The organism is Streptomyces sp. NPDC016677 (genome assembly GCF_055562815.1).
In genome coordinates, this window is record NZ_JBVHEO010000022.1 from 1 (window position 1) to 17,816 (window position 17,816).

Below are 17,816 nucleotides of genomic sequence, written 5' to 3' on the forward strand. Positions count from 1 at the left end.
GAGCGGGCAGCTGCGGACGCGACGGCTGATCGGCGAGCTGATTCTGAAGCGGCGCGGGGCGCGGCTGACCGAATCAGGGGCGGGCACGTACCTGAAGCGGGGGGGGGGTGTCCTTACAGCGCCCGGACAAGCGGGCCGTCGAACAGGCCCCCGAGGCTGTGGCGTGCTGACAACAGGAGGCCTGGCCGAGGACGCGCGCGAAGGCGAGGAAGGACGGCGGGGAGATTCTCTTCGCCGGTCAGGTCGGCGCCCGTTCCTCGACGGCACGGACATGGTCTGAAGAAGCGCCCCTGGCTCGCCCGGTCGCTGGTCTGCGATCCCGGACTGCTGCTGATGGGCGAGCCGTTCGCGGCGCTGGACGAGTTCGCGGACCGTCCCACCTCCGCGACCGAGCGCGTGCACAGCGTCACGGTCATGGCCGAGGACACCGGCGCCCTGCCCGGCGCTTCGCACTTGTCAGCGCCGGCACCACTTCGAAGCGGGACGACACCGACCGGGCGGTCCTGGGCGCGGGTTGAACCCGCGGCACGCGTCGGGACTCCTCACCGCCGGGACGAAGGGCTCACCCCCCGTCCCCGGTGACCGTCGCTCCGACGGCGAGCTCAGTGCCCCGCCCGGTTCCCCCATCCAGGCACACCAATTCCTCAGCGCTTCGACAGGCCACGTACTTCGGTCGTCGGGACTCCAGACCGGCGGTGGGCCCGGACCTGTGTGTCCGCGTGGCGCCGGCGGAACGTTCGAGAGGGAGGGCCGGAGTCACGGCGGGGCACCGCCGTACCCCCGCGGCTCCCCGTCCTCTCGGCCCGCGCAGGAACCGCGGATCCCGGTGCAGGACCGGCCCTGCCGGACGTCCTCACGTCCGCGTCACCCAGGCGCCGGAGTCTCTTCGCGGGGCGGTGCCGTCGAGGCGCGTACCACCAGTTCGGTGGCGAGTTCGATGTGGTGGGACTCGACCTTCTCGCCGTTGGCCAGGCGGAGGGCGATGCGCAGGGCGGTACCGCCCATCTCCCGCAGCGGCTGGCGCACGGTGGTCAGTGGCGGGGAGGCCATCCCCGCGAGGCTCGTGTCGTCGAAGCCGACCACGCTCAGGTCTTCGGGCACGCGCAGGCCCCGGGCGCGGGCGGACTCGATGACACCGACGGCGATCTCGTCGTTGCCCGCGAAGATCGCCGTCGGCGGCTCTCGCAGCTCCAGCAGCGCCGTGGCGCCGGTCACCCCGCTCTCGTAGGTGAATTCCCCGGGCCGGACGTACCCGTCGGGCACCCGTGCTCCTTCGGCCTCCATGGCGGCCCGGTAGCCGTGCATGCGTGCCTGGTTGCACACGGCCATGGCCGGTCCGCCGAGATAGGCGACGCGGTGGTGGCCCAGGGAGAGCAGGTGCCGGGTCGCGGCCAGGCCGCCGGTGAAGTTGGTCGCTCCGACGCTGTTGATCCGGCTGTCCGGCAGGTGCAGCGGGTCCAGCACGACCAGCGGCAGCCCGGACCGGGCCAGTTCGTTCAGGTGCGCCGTGGTGTACACACTGGTGACCGCGATGACGGCGCGGCGCCCGGCCGAGACCAGGTTCCGGGCCCAGTGCGGGGCATGGGACGCCTTGCTGATCACCACCGAGGCCCCGAGTTCGGCGGCGGAGTCGACGATGCCTTCCAGGGTCTCGGCCACGTACGACTTGAGGCCGCCCTTGAACTGCACTTCGATGGTCGGGCCTTCGGCGGCCTCGGTGTGGCGGAACACGGGTGCGAGGTAGTCGTGCTGACGCAGCAGCTCCTGAACCCGGGTGCGGGTGTGCGGCGCCACGTCACCGCGACCGTTGACCACTTTGGACACGGTCGCCACGGAGACCCCGGCCGCTTGGGCGATGTCCGCCAAAGTGGTGCGCCTGGCGTTCGGTCGCATCGGTTCCTCTCGGTAGTCCGTTCCCCGGTGTGCTGAGCCGTCGGCCGGGATGGCCGACATGACCTGCACCGACAGTGCGTGTCAGTCGCAATCATCGCAGCGTGCCTCCGTCCCCGCCATCCCTTTTCGAAACGTTTCGATCCCCGCCGGGGCTCTCGGAGGACGTCCTCGCTTGAAATCCGGCAGGTCGTGACGGTTGAACAACGGCCCTGCACATGCCTTGACAGCGCGTGAGCCTGAAACCTAATTTGCACGCACGGAGCCCGAAGAAGACTGTTTTCGAAATCCTTTCACCACGACTCACGAGAAGCCTGTGGCTCTCGAGTGCGGAGAAATGACATGGCGCTCTCCCGACGTACCCTCCTCGGCCTGGCCGCCGGTGTGCCGGTCTCCGCGGCGCTGGCGGCCTGCGGCTCGTCCGGCCCCGGCAAGAGCGGTGGTGGGGCCACGTACTGGTATCTGAACGGCCAGCCGCAGGAAGGTGTCAGGGCCGGCGCGGTGGACGCCTTCAACAAGGCCCACCCCGATGACCAGATCAAGGACACCACCTTCCAGAACGACGCGTACAAGACGAAGATCAAGACCGCCATCGGCGCCGGGCAGGCGCCCACCGTCATCTGGGGCTGGGGCGGCGGGACCCTGCGCACCTACGCGGAAGCGGGCCAGGTCGAGGACCTCACCTCGTGGTTCGACGAGCAGGCCGAGGTCAAGAAGAGCCTGTTCCCGTCCTCGTTCGGCGCGGCCACCGTCGACGGCAAGATCTACGCGATGCCGTGCGAGACCGTGCAGCCGATCATCCTCTACTACAACAAGAAGGTCTTCGACCAGGTGGGCGTGGAGCCGCCGGAGTCCTGGGACGACATCATGGCGCTGGTGCCCAAGTTCAACGCGAAGGGCATAGCGCCGTTCTCCCTCGGGGGCCAGTCCCGGTGGACGAACATGATGTGGCTGGAGTTCCTCTTCGACCGCATCGGCGGTCCCGAGGTGTTCCAGGCTGTCGTCGAGGGCGAGAAGAACGCCTGGTCCGCCCCGGACGCCATCGACGCGCTGACCAAGGTGCAGGACCTGGTCAAGGCCGACGGGTTCATCAAGGGCTTCTCCTCGATCACCGCGGACTCCAACGCGGACCAGGCGCTGCTGTACACCGGCCAGGCCGCGATGATGCTGCACGGCGCCTGGTCGTACGGCATCCAGCAGACCGACGGCGGGGACTTCGTCTCCAGCGGTTCGCTGGGCTACATGAACTTCCCGCCCGTGGAGGGCGGCAAGGGCGACCCGGGCAACACCGTCGGCAACCCCGCCCAGTACCTGTCCATCTCCGCGAAGGCCAGCGCCGAGCAGAAGAAGATCGCCAAGGAGTTCTTCGCCACGGGCGTCCTCCAGGACCAGGAGGTGAAGAAGTGGATCGACAACGGGTCGGTCCCGATCAAGCTGGGCACGGAGAAACTGCTCGCCGCCTCCAAGAGCGCCGATTTCCTTCAGTTCACCTACGACGTCGCCAGCAAGGCCAAGGCGTTCGGCCAGTCCTGGGACCAGGCGCTCAGTCCGACGGCCGCCGAAACCCTGCTGGACAACATCGTCAAGCTGTTCCAGCTGTCCCTGTCACCACAGGACTTCGCCCGCAACCTCAACGCGGTCATCGGCAAATGAGCGCACTCACCAGCCGACCGCCGCGACGCGAACCGCGCAGCATCCTGCCGTGGCTGGCGGCGCCGGCGCTGCTCGTCTTCGTCGCCTTCGCCGTGATCCCGCTCGTCGGTGTCTTCGCGCTGAGCTTCACCACCTGGGACGGGATCGGCGCCATCCACCCGTCGGGGCTGACCAGCTGGCGCGCGGTGCTCACCGACCCCGGCCTGCCGCACGCCCTGTGGGTGACGTTCCTGGTGATGGCGGTGTCCTGGGCCGTCCAGACACCGCTGAGCATTCTGCTCGGCGCGTTCCTGGCAGGCCGCCAGCGCTACCGCGCGGTGCTGGGCGTGGTGTACTTCGTGCCGCTGATGCTCAGCTCCGCGGCGATCGCGATCGCCTACAAGGCACTGCTGGACCCCAACTTCGGGCTCGGCGCCGGGCTGAAGATCCAGGCGCTCAGCCAGGACTGGCTGGGGCGGCCCTGGCTCGCGTTCGGGGTCGTCGTCTTCGTCGTCTCCTGGCAGTTCGTCCCGTTCCACACCCTGATCTACCAGGGCGGTGTCCAGCAGATCCCGGCGGCTCTGTACGAGGCGGCGCAGCTGGACGGAGCCGGCCGCGTGCGGCAGTTCTTCAGCATCACGCTGCCCCAGCTCAAATACACCATCATCACCTCGTCCACCCTGATGGTGGTCGGGTCGCTCACCTTCTTCGACCTCATCTTCATCCTGACCGAGGGCGGCCCCGGCGACGCCACCCGGGTCCTCGCACTGGACATGTACAAGCGGGGGTTCCAGGCCAGCCTGATGGGACCGGCCAGCGCCATCGCGGTCATCCTGGTCCTGGTCGGGCTGGCCCTCGCCCTGCTGCTGCGCCGGCTCGGGGGCCGGGACGCCGGCGCGAGCCAACTCGAGGGGGCCTGACGTGACCACCACGCTGACCGAGCCGCGACGACCGCAGAAGACCACCCACCGTGAGCGGCGACGCCCTTCCCGCCAGGCGACCCGCCGGCGCAACTGGGCGGGCGGCCTGGCCGGATGGCTCTGGCTCGTCGTCGTCGCCGTACCCCTGTACTGGACCCTCATCACCAGCCTCAAGGCGCAGAGCCGCTACTACTCGAGCAACCCGCTGGTGCCTTCGGCCGACCCGACCCTGGAGAACTACCGGCTGGTCATCGAGTCCGACTTCCTGCGCTACTTCCTGAACAGCGTGGTGGTCACCGCCGGCGCCGTGATACCCGCGGTCGTGTTCTCCTTCATGGCCGCCTACGCCATCGTCCGCGGCTGGCGGATGCGGGTGCTGCGCGCGATGAACGGCCTGTTCCTCATGGGCCTGGCCATCCCGCTGCAGGCGACGGTGATCCCGGTCTACCTGATCATCATCAAACTGCAGCTCTACGACAGTCTGCTGGCGCTGATCCTTCCGTCGATCGCCTTCGCCGTCCCGCTGTCCGTGCTGGTCCTGGCCAACTTCGTCCGCGACGTGCCCAAGGAACTGTTCGACTCCATGCGGGTCGACGGCGCCACCGAATGGACCACACTGTGGCGGCTGGCGGCACCGCTGACCCGGCCGGCCATCCTCACCGTGACCATCTTCAACGCGCTGACCATCTGGAACGGATTCCTGCTCCCGCTGGTCCTCACCCAGAGCCCCGACCGCCGGACCCTGCCGCTCGCACTGTGGACCTTCCAGGGCCAGTACGGGGTCAACGTCCCCGCCGTCCTCGCCGCCGTCGTCCTCACCACCCTGCCCGTCCTGGTGCTGTACGCGTTCGGCCGCCGTCAGCTGCTGAGCGGCCTGACCGCCGGATTCAGCCGCTGACCGGCACCGACACCGGCAACGACACCGACACCGACTCCGTGGAAAGTGAACGCCGACGTGGCTGTAGAGAACACCTCCGCGATCTCCCTCTGGCACGATCCCGCCCTCCCCGTCACCGCGCGGGTCGACGCCCTGATCGACGCGATGACCCTCGAAGAGAAGACCGCCCAGTTGTACGGGGTGTGGGTGGGCGCCTCCGACCAGGGCGGTGAAGTCGCCCCCCACCAGCACGACATGGAGGAGGCCGTCGACCTCGACGCGCTCCTGCCCACCGGCCTCGGCCAGCTGACCCGGCCCTTCGGCACGGTGCCGGTCGACCCCGCCCTGGGCGCGCTCTCCCTGGCCCGCACCCAGACCCGTATCGCCGCCACGAACCGGTTCGGCATCCCCGCCCTCGCGCACGACGAGTGCCTGGCCGGCTTCGCCGCCTGGGGGGCGACGGCCTACCCCGTTCCGCTGTCCTGGGGCGCCACCTTCGACCCGGACACGGTGCGGCGGATGGCCGCCGCCATCGGACGAGACATGCGGGCCGTCGGCGTCCACCAGGGACTCGCGCCCGTCCTGGACGTGGTGCGCGACGCCCGCTGGGGCCGGGTCGAGGAGACCATCGGCGAGGACCCGTACCTGGTCGGCACCATCGGAACGGCCTACGTACAGGGCCTGGAGTCCGCCGGGATCGTCGCCACCCTCAAGCACTTCGCCGGCTACTCGGCCTCGCGCGCCGGCCGCAACCTCGCGCCCGCCTCCGTGGGCCCGCGGGAGCGTGCCGACGTCCTGCTGCCCCCGTTCGAGATGGCGATCCGCGAAGGCGGCGCCCGGTCGGTGATGAACGCCTACACCGACACCGACGGCGTGCCCTCCGCAGCCGACGAGGAGCTACTCACCGGGCTGCTGCGCGACACGTGGGGCTTCGACGGCACGGTCGTCGCCGACTACTTCGCCATCGCCTTCCTGAAGACCCTGCACGGCGTCGCCGCCGACTGGGCCGGCGCCGCCGGCGCGGCGCTGCGGGCGGGCATCGACGTCGAACTGCCCAACGTCAAGACATACGGCGCGCCCCTGGCCGAGGCCGTGGCCGACGGCCGCGTACCGGAGGCGCTGGTCGACCGCGCACTGCGCCGCGTCCTCACCCAGAAAGCGGCGCTCGGTCTGCTCGACCCGGACTGGAACCCCCTGCCGGCCGGGCTCGACGGCGCGGACCTGGACGACCCGGAGGCCCTGCGCGGCCGGATCGACCTGGACGGTCCCGGCAACCGCGCGCTGGCCCGCACGGTCGCCGAGAAAGCCGTCGTGCTGCTGAGCAACGACGGCACCCTGCCGCTCGGCAGGCCGCGCCGCATCGCCCTGCTCGGCCCAGGCGCCGACGAGCCCACCGCCGTACTGGGCTGCTACTCCTTCCCCCAGCACATCGGCGTACGCCACCCCGGGACCCCGCTCGGCATCGAACTGCCCACGCTGCGCGCCACCGTGGCCGCCGAGTTCCCCGACGCCGAGATCACCTTCGCCCGCGGCACCGGAATCGACGACGGCGACCTCTCCGGCATCGCCGAGGCCGCCCAGGCGGCACGCGAGGCCGACGTCGCCCTGGTGGTGCTCGGCGACCGCGCCGGGCTCTTCGGGCGGGGCACCAGCGGCGAAGGATGCGACGCCGAGAGCCTGGAACTGCCCGGCGCGCAGCAGCGACTGCTCGACACCCTGCTCGACCTGGAGACCCCCGTGGTCACCGTGCTGATCGCGGGACGGCCGTACGCCCTCGGCCGCGCCGTGGCGGAGTCCGCCGCCATCGTGCAGTCCTTCTTCCCCGGCGAGGAGGGCACGCACGCGATCGCCGGAGTGCTCAGCGGCCGCACCGAGCCCTCCGGACGGCTCCCGGTCAGCGTGCCGCGCGGGCCCGGCTCCCAGCCGGCGACGTACCTCGGGGCGCGGCTCGCGCACGCCGGCGAGGTGTCCAGCGTCGACCCGACCCCCGCGTTCGCCTTCGGGCACGGCCTGACCTACACGCGGTTCGACTGGACGGACCTGACCGTGGATGCCCAGGAGGTCCCGACGGACGGCGAGTTCACCCTCGGCTTCACCGTGCGCAACACGGGCGGCCGGTCCGGAACCGAGGTCGTCCAGCTCTATCTGCACGACCCGGTCGCCTCCGTCGTCCAGCCCGTGCAGCGCCTCGTCGGCTACAGCCGGGTGGACCTGGAGCCGGGCGAGGCCCGGCGCCTGCGGGTCACGGTCCCGGCCGACGTCGCCTCCTTCACCGGGCGCGACGGCCGGCGTGTCGTCGAACCCGGCGCGCTGGAGGTGCGGCTGGCCGCCTCCAGCGCGGAGTGCCGTCTGACGGCCTGGGTCACGCTGACCGGAGCCGAACGCCACGTGGATCACACGCGGCGCCTGCACGCCACGGTCACGCAGGAACCGGTCGCCCTGACCTGAACCGGGTGCGCGGCCGGCCCGCCGCTCGCGCCGGCGGCCGGCCGTACCGGGTCCCGTCGGCTCAGAGCACGCCGCGCCGGGCGAGGCCGCGCATCAGTTCCCGTACCCCGGACGTCCACGGCGCGGCCTCCTCGCTGCGGACGACGGTGTTGACCAGAGCACCGAGCCGCGGGCTGGAGATCCGTACGATGTCGCCGTACTCGTGGGTGAAACCCGCACCGGGGGCGTGCCGGTCCTCGGTGGGGGCGAACAGCGTTCCGGTGAACAGCACGAAGCCGTCCGGGTACTGGTGGTGCGGGCCGTGCGTGGCGGCCACCAGTTCCAGTACGTCGCGGCTGATCTCACGCATCGAACTGCTGCCGTGCAGGACGTAGCCGTCCGTGCCGTCGATCCGCAGGCCGATGTCGAGCCGGCGGACGGCGTCGAGGCCGAAGTCCTCGTCGAGCAGGCGGACGAACGGGCCGATCGCGCACGAGGCGTTGTTGTCCTTGGCACGGGACAGCAGCAGGGCGCTGCGGCCCTCGACGTCGCGGAGGTTGACGTCGTTGCCGAGCGTCGCGCCGCGCACCCGGCCGCGTGAGTCCACCACGAGGACGGCCTCGGGTTCGGGGTTGTTCCACACCGAGGCGCCGAGCACGCCGATGTCGGCGCCGGTGCCGACCGCGGACAGCACCGGGGCCTTGGTGAAGATCTCCGGGTCCGGTCCGATGCCGACCTCCAGGTACTGCGACCACACTCCCTCGGCGACGAGCAGTTCCTTGGCCCGCCGCGCCTGCGGCGATCCGGGGCGGATGCCGTCGAGCGCGCCGCCCACCAGCTGCCCGACGCGGGCCCGCACCCGCGCGGCCTGCGCCGGATCGCCGCCCGTGCGCTCCTCGATGACGCGTTCCAGCAGACTCCGGGCGAAGGTGACGCCCGCGGCCTTGATCACTTGGAGGTCGACGGGGGCGAGCAGCCGCGGCACGTCGCGGCGGCCGGCCGGTGCCCGGAGGAGTTCGTCCAGACGCCAGGTGTGTCCGCCGTCGGCCTCACGGACGACGGCCACCGCGTCGTCGCGTTCCATCAGGTCGGAGACGGTGGGCGCGAGGGACGTCAGGTCGACGACGTGCTCGCCGCGGACCGCGGCCACACACGGTCCGTCGTACCGCGGGTCGTGGACGCGCGCGACGAGGGCGGCCCGGCCGGCGTCCTCGGGCAGGACGGAGCCGGCTGTGAGGACCGGACGGGGGCGCGCTGCTGCCGCTTCCACAGTCGATGCTCTCCTGGTCTGGAGGGGGCGGTCGGTCGCCCGGGGTGGACTCAGTGGGAGTCGCGCGGGACCTCGTGCCCACGGCTTCCGCGAAGGAAGCCGAAGTCGGCGCCCCGGTCGGCCTGTTCCACGTGCTGGGTGTAGAGCCAGGTGTAGCCGCCGCTGTGCCGCTCGGCGGGGGCCTTCCAGGCCTGCCGGCGCCGGGCCAGCTCGGTGTCGTCCACGTCCAGCCGCAGGGTGCGGCGGGGGACGTCGAGGACGACGGGGTCCCCGTCGCGCACCAGGGCGAGCGGCCCGCCGACGGCGGCCTCGGGCGCCACGTGCAGGACCACCGTCCCGTACCCGGTGCCGCTCATCCGGCCGTCGCAGACCCGCACCATGTCCGTGACGCCGGCCTTCAGCAGCTTCGCGGGCAGCGGGACATTGGAGACCTCGGGCATCCCGGGGTAGCCCTTGGGGCCGGCATTGCGGATGACGATGACGGTGTTCTCGTCGATGTCGAGGTCCGGGTCGTCGGCCACGTCGTGATAGGCCTCGGGGGAGTCGAAGACACGCGCGGGGCCGCGGTGGGTGAGCAGGTGCGGTGACGCGGCGGACTGCTTGATCACGGCGCCGTCGGGGCACAGGTTGCCGCGCAGGACGGCGATACCGGTGCCGGCCGGCTGGAAGGGGGCGTCGAGGCCGGTGATGACGTCGGAGCCGACGCGTTCGGCGTGCTCGGTGTTCTCGGCGACGGTGCGCCCGGTGACCGTGAGCTGTCCGCCGTGCAGCAGATCGCCGCCGAGCAGTTCGGCCAGGACGGCGGGCAGGCCGCCCGCGTAGCAGAAGTCCTCCATCAGAAACCTGCCGCTGGGCATCAGGTTGACCAGGGTCGGCACCGCGCGGGCCAGGTCGTCGAAGTCCGCCAGGCCCAGCTCGACGCCGAGGCGTCCGGCGATGGCGGTGAGGTGGATGACGGCGTTGGTGGAGCCGCCGATGGCCGCGTTGACCCGGACGGCGTTCTCGAACGCCTCCCGGGTCATGATCCGCGAGGGGCGCAGTTCCTCCTCCACCATCCCCACGATGCGCTGCCCCGCCGCCTGCGCGGTCTCCATCCGCCGGGAGTCGACCGCCGGCCAGGCCGCCGAACCCGGCAGCTGCATGCCGAGCGCCTCGGCCATGCAGGCCATCGTCGAGGCGGTCCCCATGGTCATGCAGTGCCCGTGGGAACGGGCCATGCAGCCTTCCGCGAAGAAGCACTCCTCCTCGCTCATCCGGCCGGTCTTCAGGTCCTCCTCGAACTTCCACACATGGGTGCCGGACCCCACGTCCTGGCCCCGGTACTTGCCGTTGAGCATCGGCCCGCCGGTGACCATGACGGCGGGCAGGTCGACGCTGGCGGCGCCCATGAGCATGGCGGGGGTCGTCTTGTCACAGCCGGACAGCAGCACGACGCCGTCGAGCGGGTTGGCCCGGATCAGCTCCTCGACCTCCATGGCCATCAGGTTGCGGTACAGCATGGCGGTGGGGCGCATCAGGGTCTCGCCGGTGGCCATGGTGGGGAACTGCAACGGGAAGCCGCCGGCCTGCCACACCCCGCGCTTGACGGCTTCGGCGACGCCGGTCAGATGGGCGTTGCACGGGGCGAGTTCGGAGGCACTGGTCGCGATGCCGATGACGGGGCGCCCGTCGAACACCTCGTGACCGAAGCCCTGGTTGCGCATCCAGGAGCGGTACACCATCCCGCCGCGGCCCCGGGCACCGAACCATGCCTGGCTGCGCCGGCTCGTCTGCTGACCGTCGGTCATATAGCACTCCCGTGGCTCTGGCGTCGTCCGCTTCGCGATGGGGTGTTGCCGGGCGCGGTCCCGGGGGCCGTACCCTGTGACACAATCATTAAATGATTCGATGAATGGCGTCCAGGGGGCGGGCCGGAATCGTGGTGCACTTCCTGACCATGCACCAGCGCGTGGTCGACGAGTTGGGGCGGCGGGTCGCGGGCGGAGCCTGGGCGCCGGGGGAGGCGTTGCCGGTCGAGGACGCGCTCGCGGCCGAGATCGGCGTGAGCCGGGGAGTGGTGCGGGAGGCGGTCAAGGCGCTGGTCGCCAAGGGGATGCTGCGCGTACGCCCGCGCACCGGCACCCGTGTGCTGCCTCCCGAGCACTGGAACCACCTGGACCGTGACGTGCTGCGCTGGCAACAGGCCGGGGACGCCGCGGCCCTGCTGCGCGACACGAGTGAACTGCGCCGGATCGTCGAGCCCGAGGCGGCCCGGCTCGCCGCCGACCGGGCCGGCCCCGACGACGTACGCCTCCTGTACGAGTCCCTGGCGGCCATGGAGGCCGCGGCGGCGGAACCCGGGCGCAGCGGGTACGTCGAGGCCGACATCACCTTCCACCGGGCGCTGCTCGACGCCAGCGGCAACCGTCTCCTCGGCTCACTGGGCCGCGCTGTCGACATCGCGCTGGAACACAGCTTCCTCGTCAGCACCCAGACCCCCGGCGCGGTGGAGGACTCGCTGCCCGGCCACCGCGCCGTCGTGCGAGCCGTAGCGGCCCGCGACCCCGAGGCCGCGGCGGCCGCCGTACTGGCCGTCATCGAGGCCGCCGAACAGGAGATCGCCCGGTCACCCGGGATGCCGGACGATGCCGTAGGGCCCGACACGACGCGGCCGGCCGGCCGGTGATGTGCCCCGACCGGGTGCGGTGACGGCGGGGACCGGACTGGGAGCCGCCTCCGCCGGCGGGCGACGCACACCCGCCCGGGGTTGGCATCGCCGCTGTTCGCCGCATGTGACCTGGCCGGGACGGGCTCAGTGGACGGCCTCCCCACGCCGGACTCGGCTGATTCGAGGCCGCCGCGGGAAAAGGGACGGTCAGTGCGCGGGCGGCGCAGTGGTGGCGATCGCCGCCGCGTGGCGGGCGGGGGGCGCGGGGTGCGGGCACGCCGAGACCGGTGAGGAAGCCTTCGAGGGCGACGGTACCGGGGCCCGGACTGATCGGGTCGCCGGTGAGGGAGGACCTCTCCAAGCGGACGGTGTCGAAGGCAGGGTCGAGGCAGCCACGATTGCCGCACCGGCACGGCCGGCCGTCGATGACGACGGTCGAGTGGCCCCACTCGCCGGCGGCGTTGCCGGTGCCGCGTATGTGCCGCCGACCGCGAACCCGTCCTGACGCCGGTGCAGCCAGTGACGACCACCATGTCGTCCGCCTCGCCGCCGGCGCCGGACCGCGGCTCCGCCAGGGTGCCGGCCTTGAGCGGGTTGTCCGAGGAGAGCGGCAGGGGCAGTCGTCGGGGCAGCAGGTCGAACCGGCCGGACCGGCGCGACAGCACGGGACGAACCCGTACCCACGGCGCCAGTCTCCCAGGGACGGACCGGAATCAGGCCCACCCGTAGAGCGAGGCATCCCTCAGCCCCCGACGACGACCGCGGTCTTGACGCTCCCCAGGGGAGCTGGTTAGCGTCGCGAACACTTCGCCTGACGGCTGTTCGACATGTCGGGTGAAGTCGACTCGACGGTGATGATGGGAGCGTGCGACGCCCGTGACCGACATGCCGAACCGCCGAGCGCTGGTGGTCCGTGGCGGCTGGGAGGGCCACGACCCCGTCACCATCACGGACCTGTTCCTGCCGTTCCTCAAGGACCACGGTTACGCGGTCGAGACCGCGGCGGACCTCGCGGTCTACGAGGACGCCGAACGGCTCGCCGCCACCGACCTGGTGGTGCAGTGCTGGAGCATGGGAGACATCACCGCCGAGCAGAGCCGCGGCCTGTCGGCCGCCGTACGGGCCGGTACCGGACTCGCCGGCTGGCACGGCGGCATCGTCGACGCGTTCCGCGGCGACCTGGAGTACTTCCTGCTGACCGGCGGCCAGTTCCTCATGCATCCGCCCGGATTCGTCGACCACGTGGTGCACCCGGTGCCCGAGCGGTCGGACCACCCGGTCGTCCAGGGGCTCGGTGACTTCCGGGTGCACACCGAGCAGTACTGGGTCGCGACCGACCCGGCCGTCGACATCCTGGCCACCACGACCTTCAGCGAGGACGCGGACCACGACACCCCCGTCGTCATGCCCGCGGTGTGGACACGCCGGCACGGCCTGGGACGCGTCTTCGTGTCGACCGTCGGCCACAAGGCGGACGACTTCGACGTGCCCGAGGTACGCGCGCTGACCGAGCGAGGGCTGCTGTGGGCGAGCCGGTGAGCGCGCTGCGGATCGGCCTGGTGGGAGCCGGCTACATCAGCGGCCAGTACCTCGGCACCCTGGCCAGGACGCCGACCCTGCGGCTGACCGCGGTGACCGACCTCGACCCGGCGCGCGCCGCGCGGGCAGCGGCGGGCACCGGCGCCGCGGTGGTCGGCGACGTGGCCGGACTCCTCGCTCGCGACGACGTCGACGCCGTGCTCAACCTGACCGTGCCGGCCGCGCACGCCGAAGTCGCGCTGGCCGCGATCGCCGCGGGCAAGCACGTCTACGGCGAGAAGCCGCTGGCCGCCGGCCGCGAAGAGGCCGCCGCCGTACTCACCGCGGCGCGCGCGGCCGGCGTCCGCGTCGGCTGCGCGCCGGACACCGTGCTCGGCACCGGCATCCAGACCGCCCGCCGGGCCGTCGACGACGGACTGATCGGCACCCCCGTGGCCGCGACGGCCTTCATGACCGTGCCCGGGCATGAGGTCTGGCACCCCGACCCGGAGTTCTACTACCGGCCGGGCGGCGGACCGCTGCTCGACATGGGCCCGTACTACCTGTCCGCACTCGTCCACCTGCTGGGCCCGGTCGCGGAGGTGACCGGCGCCGCCGCCGCGCCGCGCACCGAGCGGGAGATCGGCTCGGGCCCGCGCGCCGGGCAGCGCTTCCCCGTCCAGGTCGACACCCACGTCACCGGCATCCTGCGGCACGCGGGCGGCGCCCTGTCCACGCTGGTGATGAGCTTCGACGTGCACGCCTCCCGGCTGCCCAGGATCGAGGTGTACGGCACCGAGGGGTCGCTGTCGGTCCCCGACCCCAACTGCTTCGACGGGCAGGTCGAGCGGTACGCAGCGGACCGTCGGGAGTGGGAGCCGCTGCCGGTGTCCGCCGGGTACCCGGGTGCCGGACGCGGCACGGGACTGGCCGACCTGGCGGACGCCCTCGTCTTCGGAACACCGCACCGCGCGTCCGCCGAACTGGCCGCCCACGTCCTGGAGGTGATGCTCACCCTCCTGGACTCGGCCCGGCAAGGCGGCACACTCCCGGTCACCGGTTGCCCCCGGCCCGCCCCGGTCGACCTGCCGGCCACCGGCACGGGCACCCTTCCGGTTCAGCGCACCGCCGCCCCGCGCTAGTTGGCGGACCACCTCCACGTACGCCCGCGCGTCGGCTCGGGGCGGCGTCGACAGACGGTCCGGCCGACCCCGGCCGCCACCAACTTCCGTACGACCGCCGGGAGGAAGGCGACGGGCCGGTTGTCGTCGGCGGTCTGGATACCGCCCCCCGCACCCTTGGTGCCCGTGTCGTTCCCGTGCCCTCGAACTCTCTCCGCGAAGAGCCGCAGGGCCGGATCAGAACGCTGCTCGTGCCCTCAGAACGGACCTCCCGGCCCTCTGACCACTGGTGTTGTGCTCACGGACATCAAGCACCTCGACGAGTCCGAGCTGTAGCAGACCGCGCCCCGAGCAGCACGCGAGCCTCTGTGCTGAGCCGGAGCACGTCAGTCGTTGCGGTAGACGAACCGGCGGTCGGTCGTCACCGTCTCCGGAGTGAAGAACGGCGGGCCGGCCAACGGGTGCCCGGCGAACTCGGCAACCACCGCGGCGGGGATGCCGAGCGTCACAGCGCCGGATACGCCCTAGCCGGCCACGGGTGTCAGCTGCTCATCCGCCCACTCGGCGAACGTGGTGACCGGGATGCCCAACTCCCGGGCGAACTCGGGCCGGGCGGGCTGGAGGACCGCGTTGTTCCACTCGTGGCCGGCTCCCCACATCGGCATACCCGCGTCGAGTGCCTCTTCCAGGCTCATGGAGGGCGCGGTCACGGGCACGCCCCAGGCGTCGGACAAGGTCTGCGCGACCTGCTCCATCGTGCGCACGTCACCGGCCAGTTCCAGTTCCACCTGGTGGAAGCGGTCAGGGTCCCGAAGGGCGTGCGCCGCGGCCGTGCCGATGTCCCGCACGGCCACCAGGGCCAGTTCGGTCTCCGGCTTCAGTACCGTCAGCAGTCCGCCGCGCGGCCCCTTGGGCGCCAGCAGGGGCAGGTTCTCCATGAAGAAGGCGGGCTTGATCACCGTCCAGCGGGCGAAGCCCGCGCCCCGCACCGCTTCCATGATCGCCTGCTTGGTCTGGAAGTAGTCGGCCATCGCCGCCCAGCGGCCCTCGGCCCAGCCGGCGACCCGGGTGTGCTCACCGACTCCACTGGTCGAGGACTGCACGAACTGGCGTACTCCCTCGGCTTTCGCCGCGTCCACCAGGTTGGTGGCTTGGGCGATTTCGGACGCGAAGTCCACGCCGGTCTCGGTCATGGGCGGCGCCTGCACCGAGAACACCGCGCGGACTCCCTCGACCGCCGGGCCGAGGGAGGCCCGGTCGGAGAGATCCGCCACCACCAGTTCGGCGCCCAGCGCCTCGATCGCACGGGCGGACTCCGACCGAGGATCGCGTACGAGTGCACGTACGGGCACCTCGGCGGCCAGGAGTGCGCGGGCCGTGGCCCCGCCTTGCTGGCCAGTGGCTCCGGTGACCAGGACGGTATCGCTGTTGATGGGCATGGGTGCTGCTCCTCACGGACCGGAGAAAAAAACGGCGGGGCCCGCCGCTTTGTCTGCCGCTAAGATATGGCGGGGCCCGCCGTTTAGCAATGAGGAGATCATGACCGGTCAGCGTTCGGACGCCCGACGCAACTACCAGCGCATCCTCGCCGTCGCCGAAGCCGAGGTCGCCGCGCACGGCGCCGAGGCGTCCCAGGAGCAGATCGCCCGCGCCGCAGGCGTCGGTTCGGCGACCGTGCGCCGTCACTTCCCCACCCGCCGTGCCCTGCTCGATGCCGTCTTCCGGGAGCGCATCGAGGGCCTGTGCGAGCGCGCCCACCGGCTGAGTGCGGCCGAGGACGGCCGCACTGCCCTCCTGGAGTGGCTCCACGCCCTCGTCCGCTACGCCGTCTCGGCCCGCGGATTCGCCAACACCCTCAGCTACGAGCCTCCGGCCGAGGAACCCTCCCCGCACTCCTGCGGCAACAGAATCGCAGCGGCCGGAACTCCTCTGCTCCAGCGGGCCATTCGCGACAAGGCGGTCGCACCGCACGTCACCTTCCACGACCTGCTGACCCTCGCCGTCGGCATCGCCCTGGCCACTGAGCACCACGAGGACCCCGGGACCCAGGCCGACCGCCTCTTCCGCCTCGCTGTCGAAGGGCTCAGCCCTGAGCACGGCGTCGGTGGGGGGAGGGCGATGCAGAGGACCCCCGGCCCGGCGGCCCCGTAGAAGAGGGCGTGCTGGGCGACGAGGGCCGCTGCGGACAGGGCCAGGCTGCCGCCGATGCCCCTGCAGGAGCTCACCAGGGCCATCGCGGAGTCGGGTCTTTCGTGGGGGAGTATGTCTCGCGGCAGACCGCTACCGAGGGGTATCGCGCTCATGACGAGGCCCTGGAGCGTTCGGCCTGCGGTCATGGTGAGCAGGTCGCTGGTGAGGGCGCACAGGGTCGAGGTGACGACCCACGCCTCGGTGTCCAGTAGTTCAGGCACGTCCACGTTCTTGAACACCGGGACGAGCGGGGTCCGCGTCGTGGCGACCACGATGCTCACCAGGGCGAGCACCGTTGAAGACCCGCCAGGTCGGGGGCGGGCGAGGTCACGGCCCGCTCGGAGTCAGACGCTCTGCCCGCGGCCTGCTGTTGCCCATGGGCCGAGGGAGAAGCTGTCGCCGTTCCGTCGTACTTCGAGGGCCCCCGCGCCACCGAAATGGGCGGGAACGAGCAGTTCCCGTTCGTCGGCGGCCCGCCCGAGGATCCGGCGGCGGCTGGCCGCGGCCTGTTCCGGGGACAGGCAGGCACTGCTGTTGCAACCGGGGTGCAGGATCTGCACCGGGTGGTGCAGCAGGTCGCCGACGAAGACCGCCCGGTCGCTGCCGGACGCCAGACGCAGTACGGACGAGCCGGGAGTGTGGCCGGGTGCGGCCTGCAGGGTGAGGTGTTCGTCGATGCGGTGGTGGCCCTCCCACAGCACGGACTGTCCGGCCTGGTGGACGGGCTCGATACTGTCTTGGTAGACGAGGCGGTCGACCTCCTGCAGGCCGTTGCCGTACGCGTTGTCCGGACCGTAGTGGAGGTCGTCGGCGGCCGGAATGAGGTACTGGGCATTGGGGAACGCCGGCACCCACTGCCCGTCGGCGGCGACGGTGTTCCATCCGACGTGGTCGACGTGCAGGTGGGTATTGACGACGACGTCGACGTCCTGCGCACGGATGCCCGCCCGCTCCAGCAGGCCGAGGAAGTCGCTCTGCGCGTTGTGGAAGGGCCCCATGCCCGGCCGCTCACGACCGTGTCCGGCCCCGGTGTCGACCAGAACGGTCCGGCCGGCACTGCGCAGCACCCAGCTCTGCAGGGCGGACACCACCATGCCGCTGTCCGGTTCCCAGTGGTCCGGCGCCAGCCAGTCCTCGTTGTCCTTCCACGTATCGGCGGGGACCGCGGGGAGGAACGCGGAGGCAGGCAGGACCGGCTGCTGCCACTCGACGACCCGGATGACCTCGACATCGCCCAGCGTCATGCTGTGCATGTCCTCGTTCTCGTTCATCATGCCGCTCACGTTAAGAACGACCAGTCGATCGCCTCAATGATCTATTCACT

15 protein-coding genes are annotated in these 17,816 nt (G+C 71.6%); 8 read left to right on the forward strand and 7 right to left on the reverse strand.

Annotated elements, in window-relative coordinates; genetic code table 11:
- Window positions 1-864: 864 nt before the first annotated feature.
- A complete protein-coding gene (locus tag ACZ3IG_RS33835; protein WP_467436920.1) occupies window positions 865-1,893 on the reverse strand; it encodes a LacI family DNA-binding transcriptional regulator in 1,029 nt (342 codons plus the stop codon).
- Window positions 1,894-2,232: 339 nt separating this feature from the next.
- Between ACZ3IG_RS33835 and ACZ3IG_RS33840 the strand changes: the two genes are divergently transcribed.
- From ACZ3IG_RS33840 to ACZ3IG_RS33855, 4 genes are read left to right on the forward strand one after another with little or no spacing between them, the layout of a single operon-like run.
- Entirely contained in the window at window positions 2,233-3,543 is a 1,311-nt protein-coding gene (locus ACZ3IG_RS33840; protein ID WP_467436921.1) for an extracellular solute-binding protein, read from the forward strand.
- On the forward strand, window positions 3,540-4,442 hold the full coding sequence (locus ACZ3IG_RS33845) for a carbohydrate ABC transporter permease (protein WP_467436922.1): 903 nt from the start codon (window positions 3,540-3,542) through the stop codon (window positions 4,440-4,442). Before ACZ3IG_RS33840 ends, ACZ3IG_RS33845 begins: the two co-directional genes overlap by 4 nt.
- Before the next feature lies 1 nt (window position 4,443).
- Entirely contained in the window at window positions 4,444-5,340 is an 897-nt protein-coding gene (locus ACZ3IG_RS33850) for a carbohydrate ABC transporter permease (RefSeq protein ID WP_467436923.1), read from the forward strand.
- 45 nt (window positions 5,341-5,385) lie between these two features.
- Complete coding sequence (locus ACZ3IG_RS33855; protein ID WP_467436925.1) at window positions 5,386-7,767, forward strand: beta-xylosidase/alpha-l-arabinosidase; 2,382 nt, start codon at window positions 5,386-5,388, stop codon at window positions 7,765-7,767.
- A gap of 61 nt (window positions 7,768-7,828) precedes the next feature.
- Here the strand turns inward: ACZ3IG_RS33855 and ACZ3IG_RS33860 are convergent, their stop codons facing one another.
- The gene (locus tag ACZ3IG_RS33860) at window positions 7,829-9,016 is read right to left on the reverse strand and encodes a fumarylacetoacetate hydrolase family protein (RefSeq protein ID WP_467436926.1); all 1,188 of its coding nucleotides are present in this window, start codon (window positions 9,014-9,016) and stop codon (window positions 7,829-7,831) included.
- A 50-nt stretch (window positions 9,017-9,066) separates the two neighbouring features.
- Window positions 9,067-10,803 carry an IlvD/Edd family dehydratase gene (locus ACZ3IG_RS33865; RefSeq protein WP_467436927.1) on the reverse strand — a complete coding sequence of 579 codons (1,737 nt, stop codon included), beginning with the start codon at window positions 10,801-10,803 and terminating at the stop codon, window positions 9,067-9,069.
- Between the two features lie 104 nt (window positions 10,804-10,907).
- Between ACZ3IG_RS33865 and ACZ3IG_RS33870 the strand changes: the two genes are divergently transcribed.
- The gene (locus ACZ3IG_RS33870; RefSeq protein ID WP_467436929.1) at window positions 10,908-11,681 is read left to right on the forward strand and encodes a FadR/GntR family transcriptional regulator; all 774 of its coding nucleotides are present in this window, start codon (window positions 10,908-10,910) and stop codon (window positions 11,679-11,681) included.
- Here ACZ3IG_RS33870 and ACZ3IG_RS33875 read toward each other — a convergent pair.
- The gene (locus ACZ3IG_RS33875) at window positions 11,590-12,402 is read right to left on the reverse strand and encodes an ROK family protein (protein ID WP_467436931.1); all 813 of its coding nucleotides are present in this window, start codon (window positions 12,400-12,402) and stop codon (window positions 11,590-11,592) included. The genes ACZ3IG_RS33870 and ACZ3IG_RS33875 overlap by 92 nt on opposite strands.
- A 146-nt stretch (window positions 12,403-12,548) precedes the next feature.
- On the opposite strand from ACZ3IG_RS33875, the gene ACZ3IG_RS33880 reads away from it, so the two are divergent.
- Together ACZ3IG_RS33880 and ACZ3IG_RS33885 are read left to right on the forward strand one after the other, a co-directional pair.
- Window positions 12,549-13,202 carry a ThuA domain-containing protein gene (locus tag ACZ3IG_RS33880; RefSeq protein ID WP_467436932.1) on the forward strand — a complete coding sequence of 218 codons (654 nt, stop codon included), beginning with the start codon at window positions 12,549-12,551 and terminating at the stop codon, window positions 13,200-13,202.
- Window positions 13,187-14,323 (forward strand): Gfo/Idh/MocA family protein, encoded by a 1,137-nt coding sequence (locus ACZ3IG_RS33885; protein WP_467436934.1) that lies wholly within the window; start codon window positions 13,187-13,189, stop codon window positions 14,321-14,323. Before ACZ3IG_RS33880 ends, ACZ3IG_RS33885 begins: the two co-directional genes overlap by 16 nt.
- 365 nt (window positions 14,324-14,688) lie before the next feature.
- Here ACZ3IG_RS33885 and ACZ3IG_RS33890 read toward each other — a convergent pair whose 3' ends face one another.
- Window positions 14,689-14,811, reverse strand: a complete 123-nt coding sequence (locus ACZ3IG_RS33890) for a hypothetical protein (RefSeq protein ID WP_467437008.1) — start codon at window positions 14,809-14,811, stop codon at window positions 14,689-14,691.
- 15 nt (window positions 14,812-14,826) lie between these two features.
- Window positions 14,827-15,741, reverse strand: coding sequence for an NmrA/HSCARG family protein (locus ACZ3IG_RS33895; RefSeq protein ID WP_467436935.1), 915 nt, complete (start codon window positions 15,739-15,741; stop codon window positions 14,827-14,829).
- Between the two features lie 100 nt (window positions 15,742-15,841).
- Between ACZ3IG_RS33895 and ACZ3IG_RS33900 the strand changes: the two genes are divergently transcribed.
- Complete coding sequence (locus ACZ3IG_RS33900) at window positions 15,842-16,453, forward strand: TetR/AcrR family transcriptional regulator (RefSeq protein ID WP_467436937.1); 612 nt, start codon at window positions 15,842-15,844, stop codon at window positions 16,451-16,453.
- A gap of 383 nt (window positions 16,454-16,836) precedes the next feature.
- On the opposite strand, the gene ACZ3IG_RS33905 is transcribed toward ACZ3IG_RS33900, so the two are convergent.
- Window positions 16,837-17,766 carry an MBL fold metallo-hydrolase gene (locus ACZ3IG_RS33905; RefSeq protein ID WP_467436938.1) on the reverse strand — a complete coding sequence of 310 codons (930 nt, stop codon included), beginning with the start codon at window positions 17,764-17,766 and terminating at the stop codon, window positions 16,837-16,839.
- Window positions 17,767-17,816: the final 50 nt, after the last annotated feature.

Excerpts from the sequence above, each read along its gene's own strand:
- ACZ3IG_RS33835 (WP_467436920.1), bottom strand. The coding sequence starts at position 1,893 with ATGCGACCGAACGCCAGGCGCACCACTTTGGCGGACATCGCCCAAGCG.
- ACZ3IG_RS33840 (WP_467436921.1), top strand. The coding sequence starts at position 2,233 with ATGGCGCTCTCCCGACGTACCCTCCTCGGCCTGGCCGCCGGTGTGCCG.
- ACZ3IG_RS33845 (WP_467436922.1), top strand. The coding sequence starts at position 3,540 with ATGAGCGCACTCACCAGCCGACCGCCGCGACGCGAACCGCGCAGCATC.
- ACZ3IG_RS33865 (WP_467436927.1), bottom strand. The coding sequence starts at position 10,803 with ATGACCGACGGTCAGCAGACGAGCCGGCGCAGCCAGGCATGGTTCGGT.
- ACZ3IG_RS33870 (WP_467436929.1), top strand. The coding sequence starts at position 10,908 with ATGGCGTCCAGGGGGCGGGCCGGAATCGTGGTGCACTTCCTGACCATG.
- ACZ3IG_RS33875 (WP_467436931.1), bottom strand. The coding sequence starts at position 12,402 with ATGCCTCGCTCTACGGGTGGGCCTGATTCCGGTCCGTCCCTGGGAGAC.
- ACZ3IG_RS33880 (WP_467436932.1), top strand. The coding sequence starts at position 12,549 with ATGCCGAACCGCCGAGCGCTGGTGGTCCGTGGCGGCTGGGAGGGCCAC.
- ACZ3IG_RS33895 (WP_467436935.1), bottom strand. The coding sequence starts at position 15,741 with ATGCCCATCAACAGCGATACCGTCCTGGTCACCGGAGCCACTGGCCAG.
- ACZ3IG_RS33900 (WP_467436937.1), top strand. The coding sequence starts at position 15,842 with ATGACCGGTCAGCGTTCGGACGCCCGACGCAACTACCAGCGCATCCTC.
- ACZ3IG_RS33905 (WP_467436938.1), bottom strand. The coding sequence starts at position 17,766 with ATGATGAACGAGAACGAGGACATGCACAGCATGACGCTGGGCGATGTC.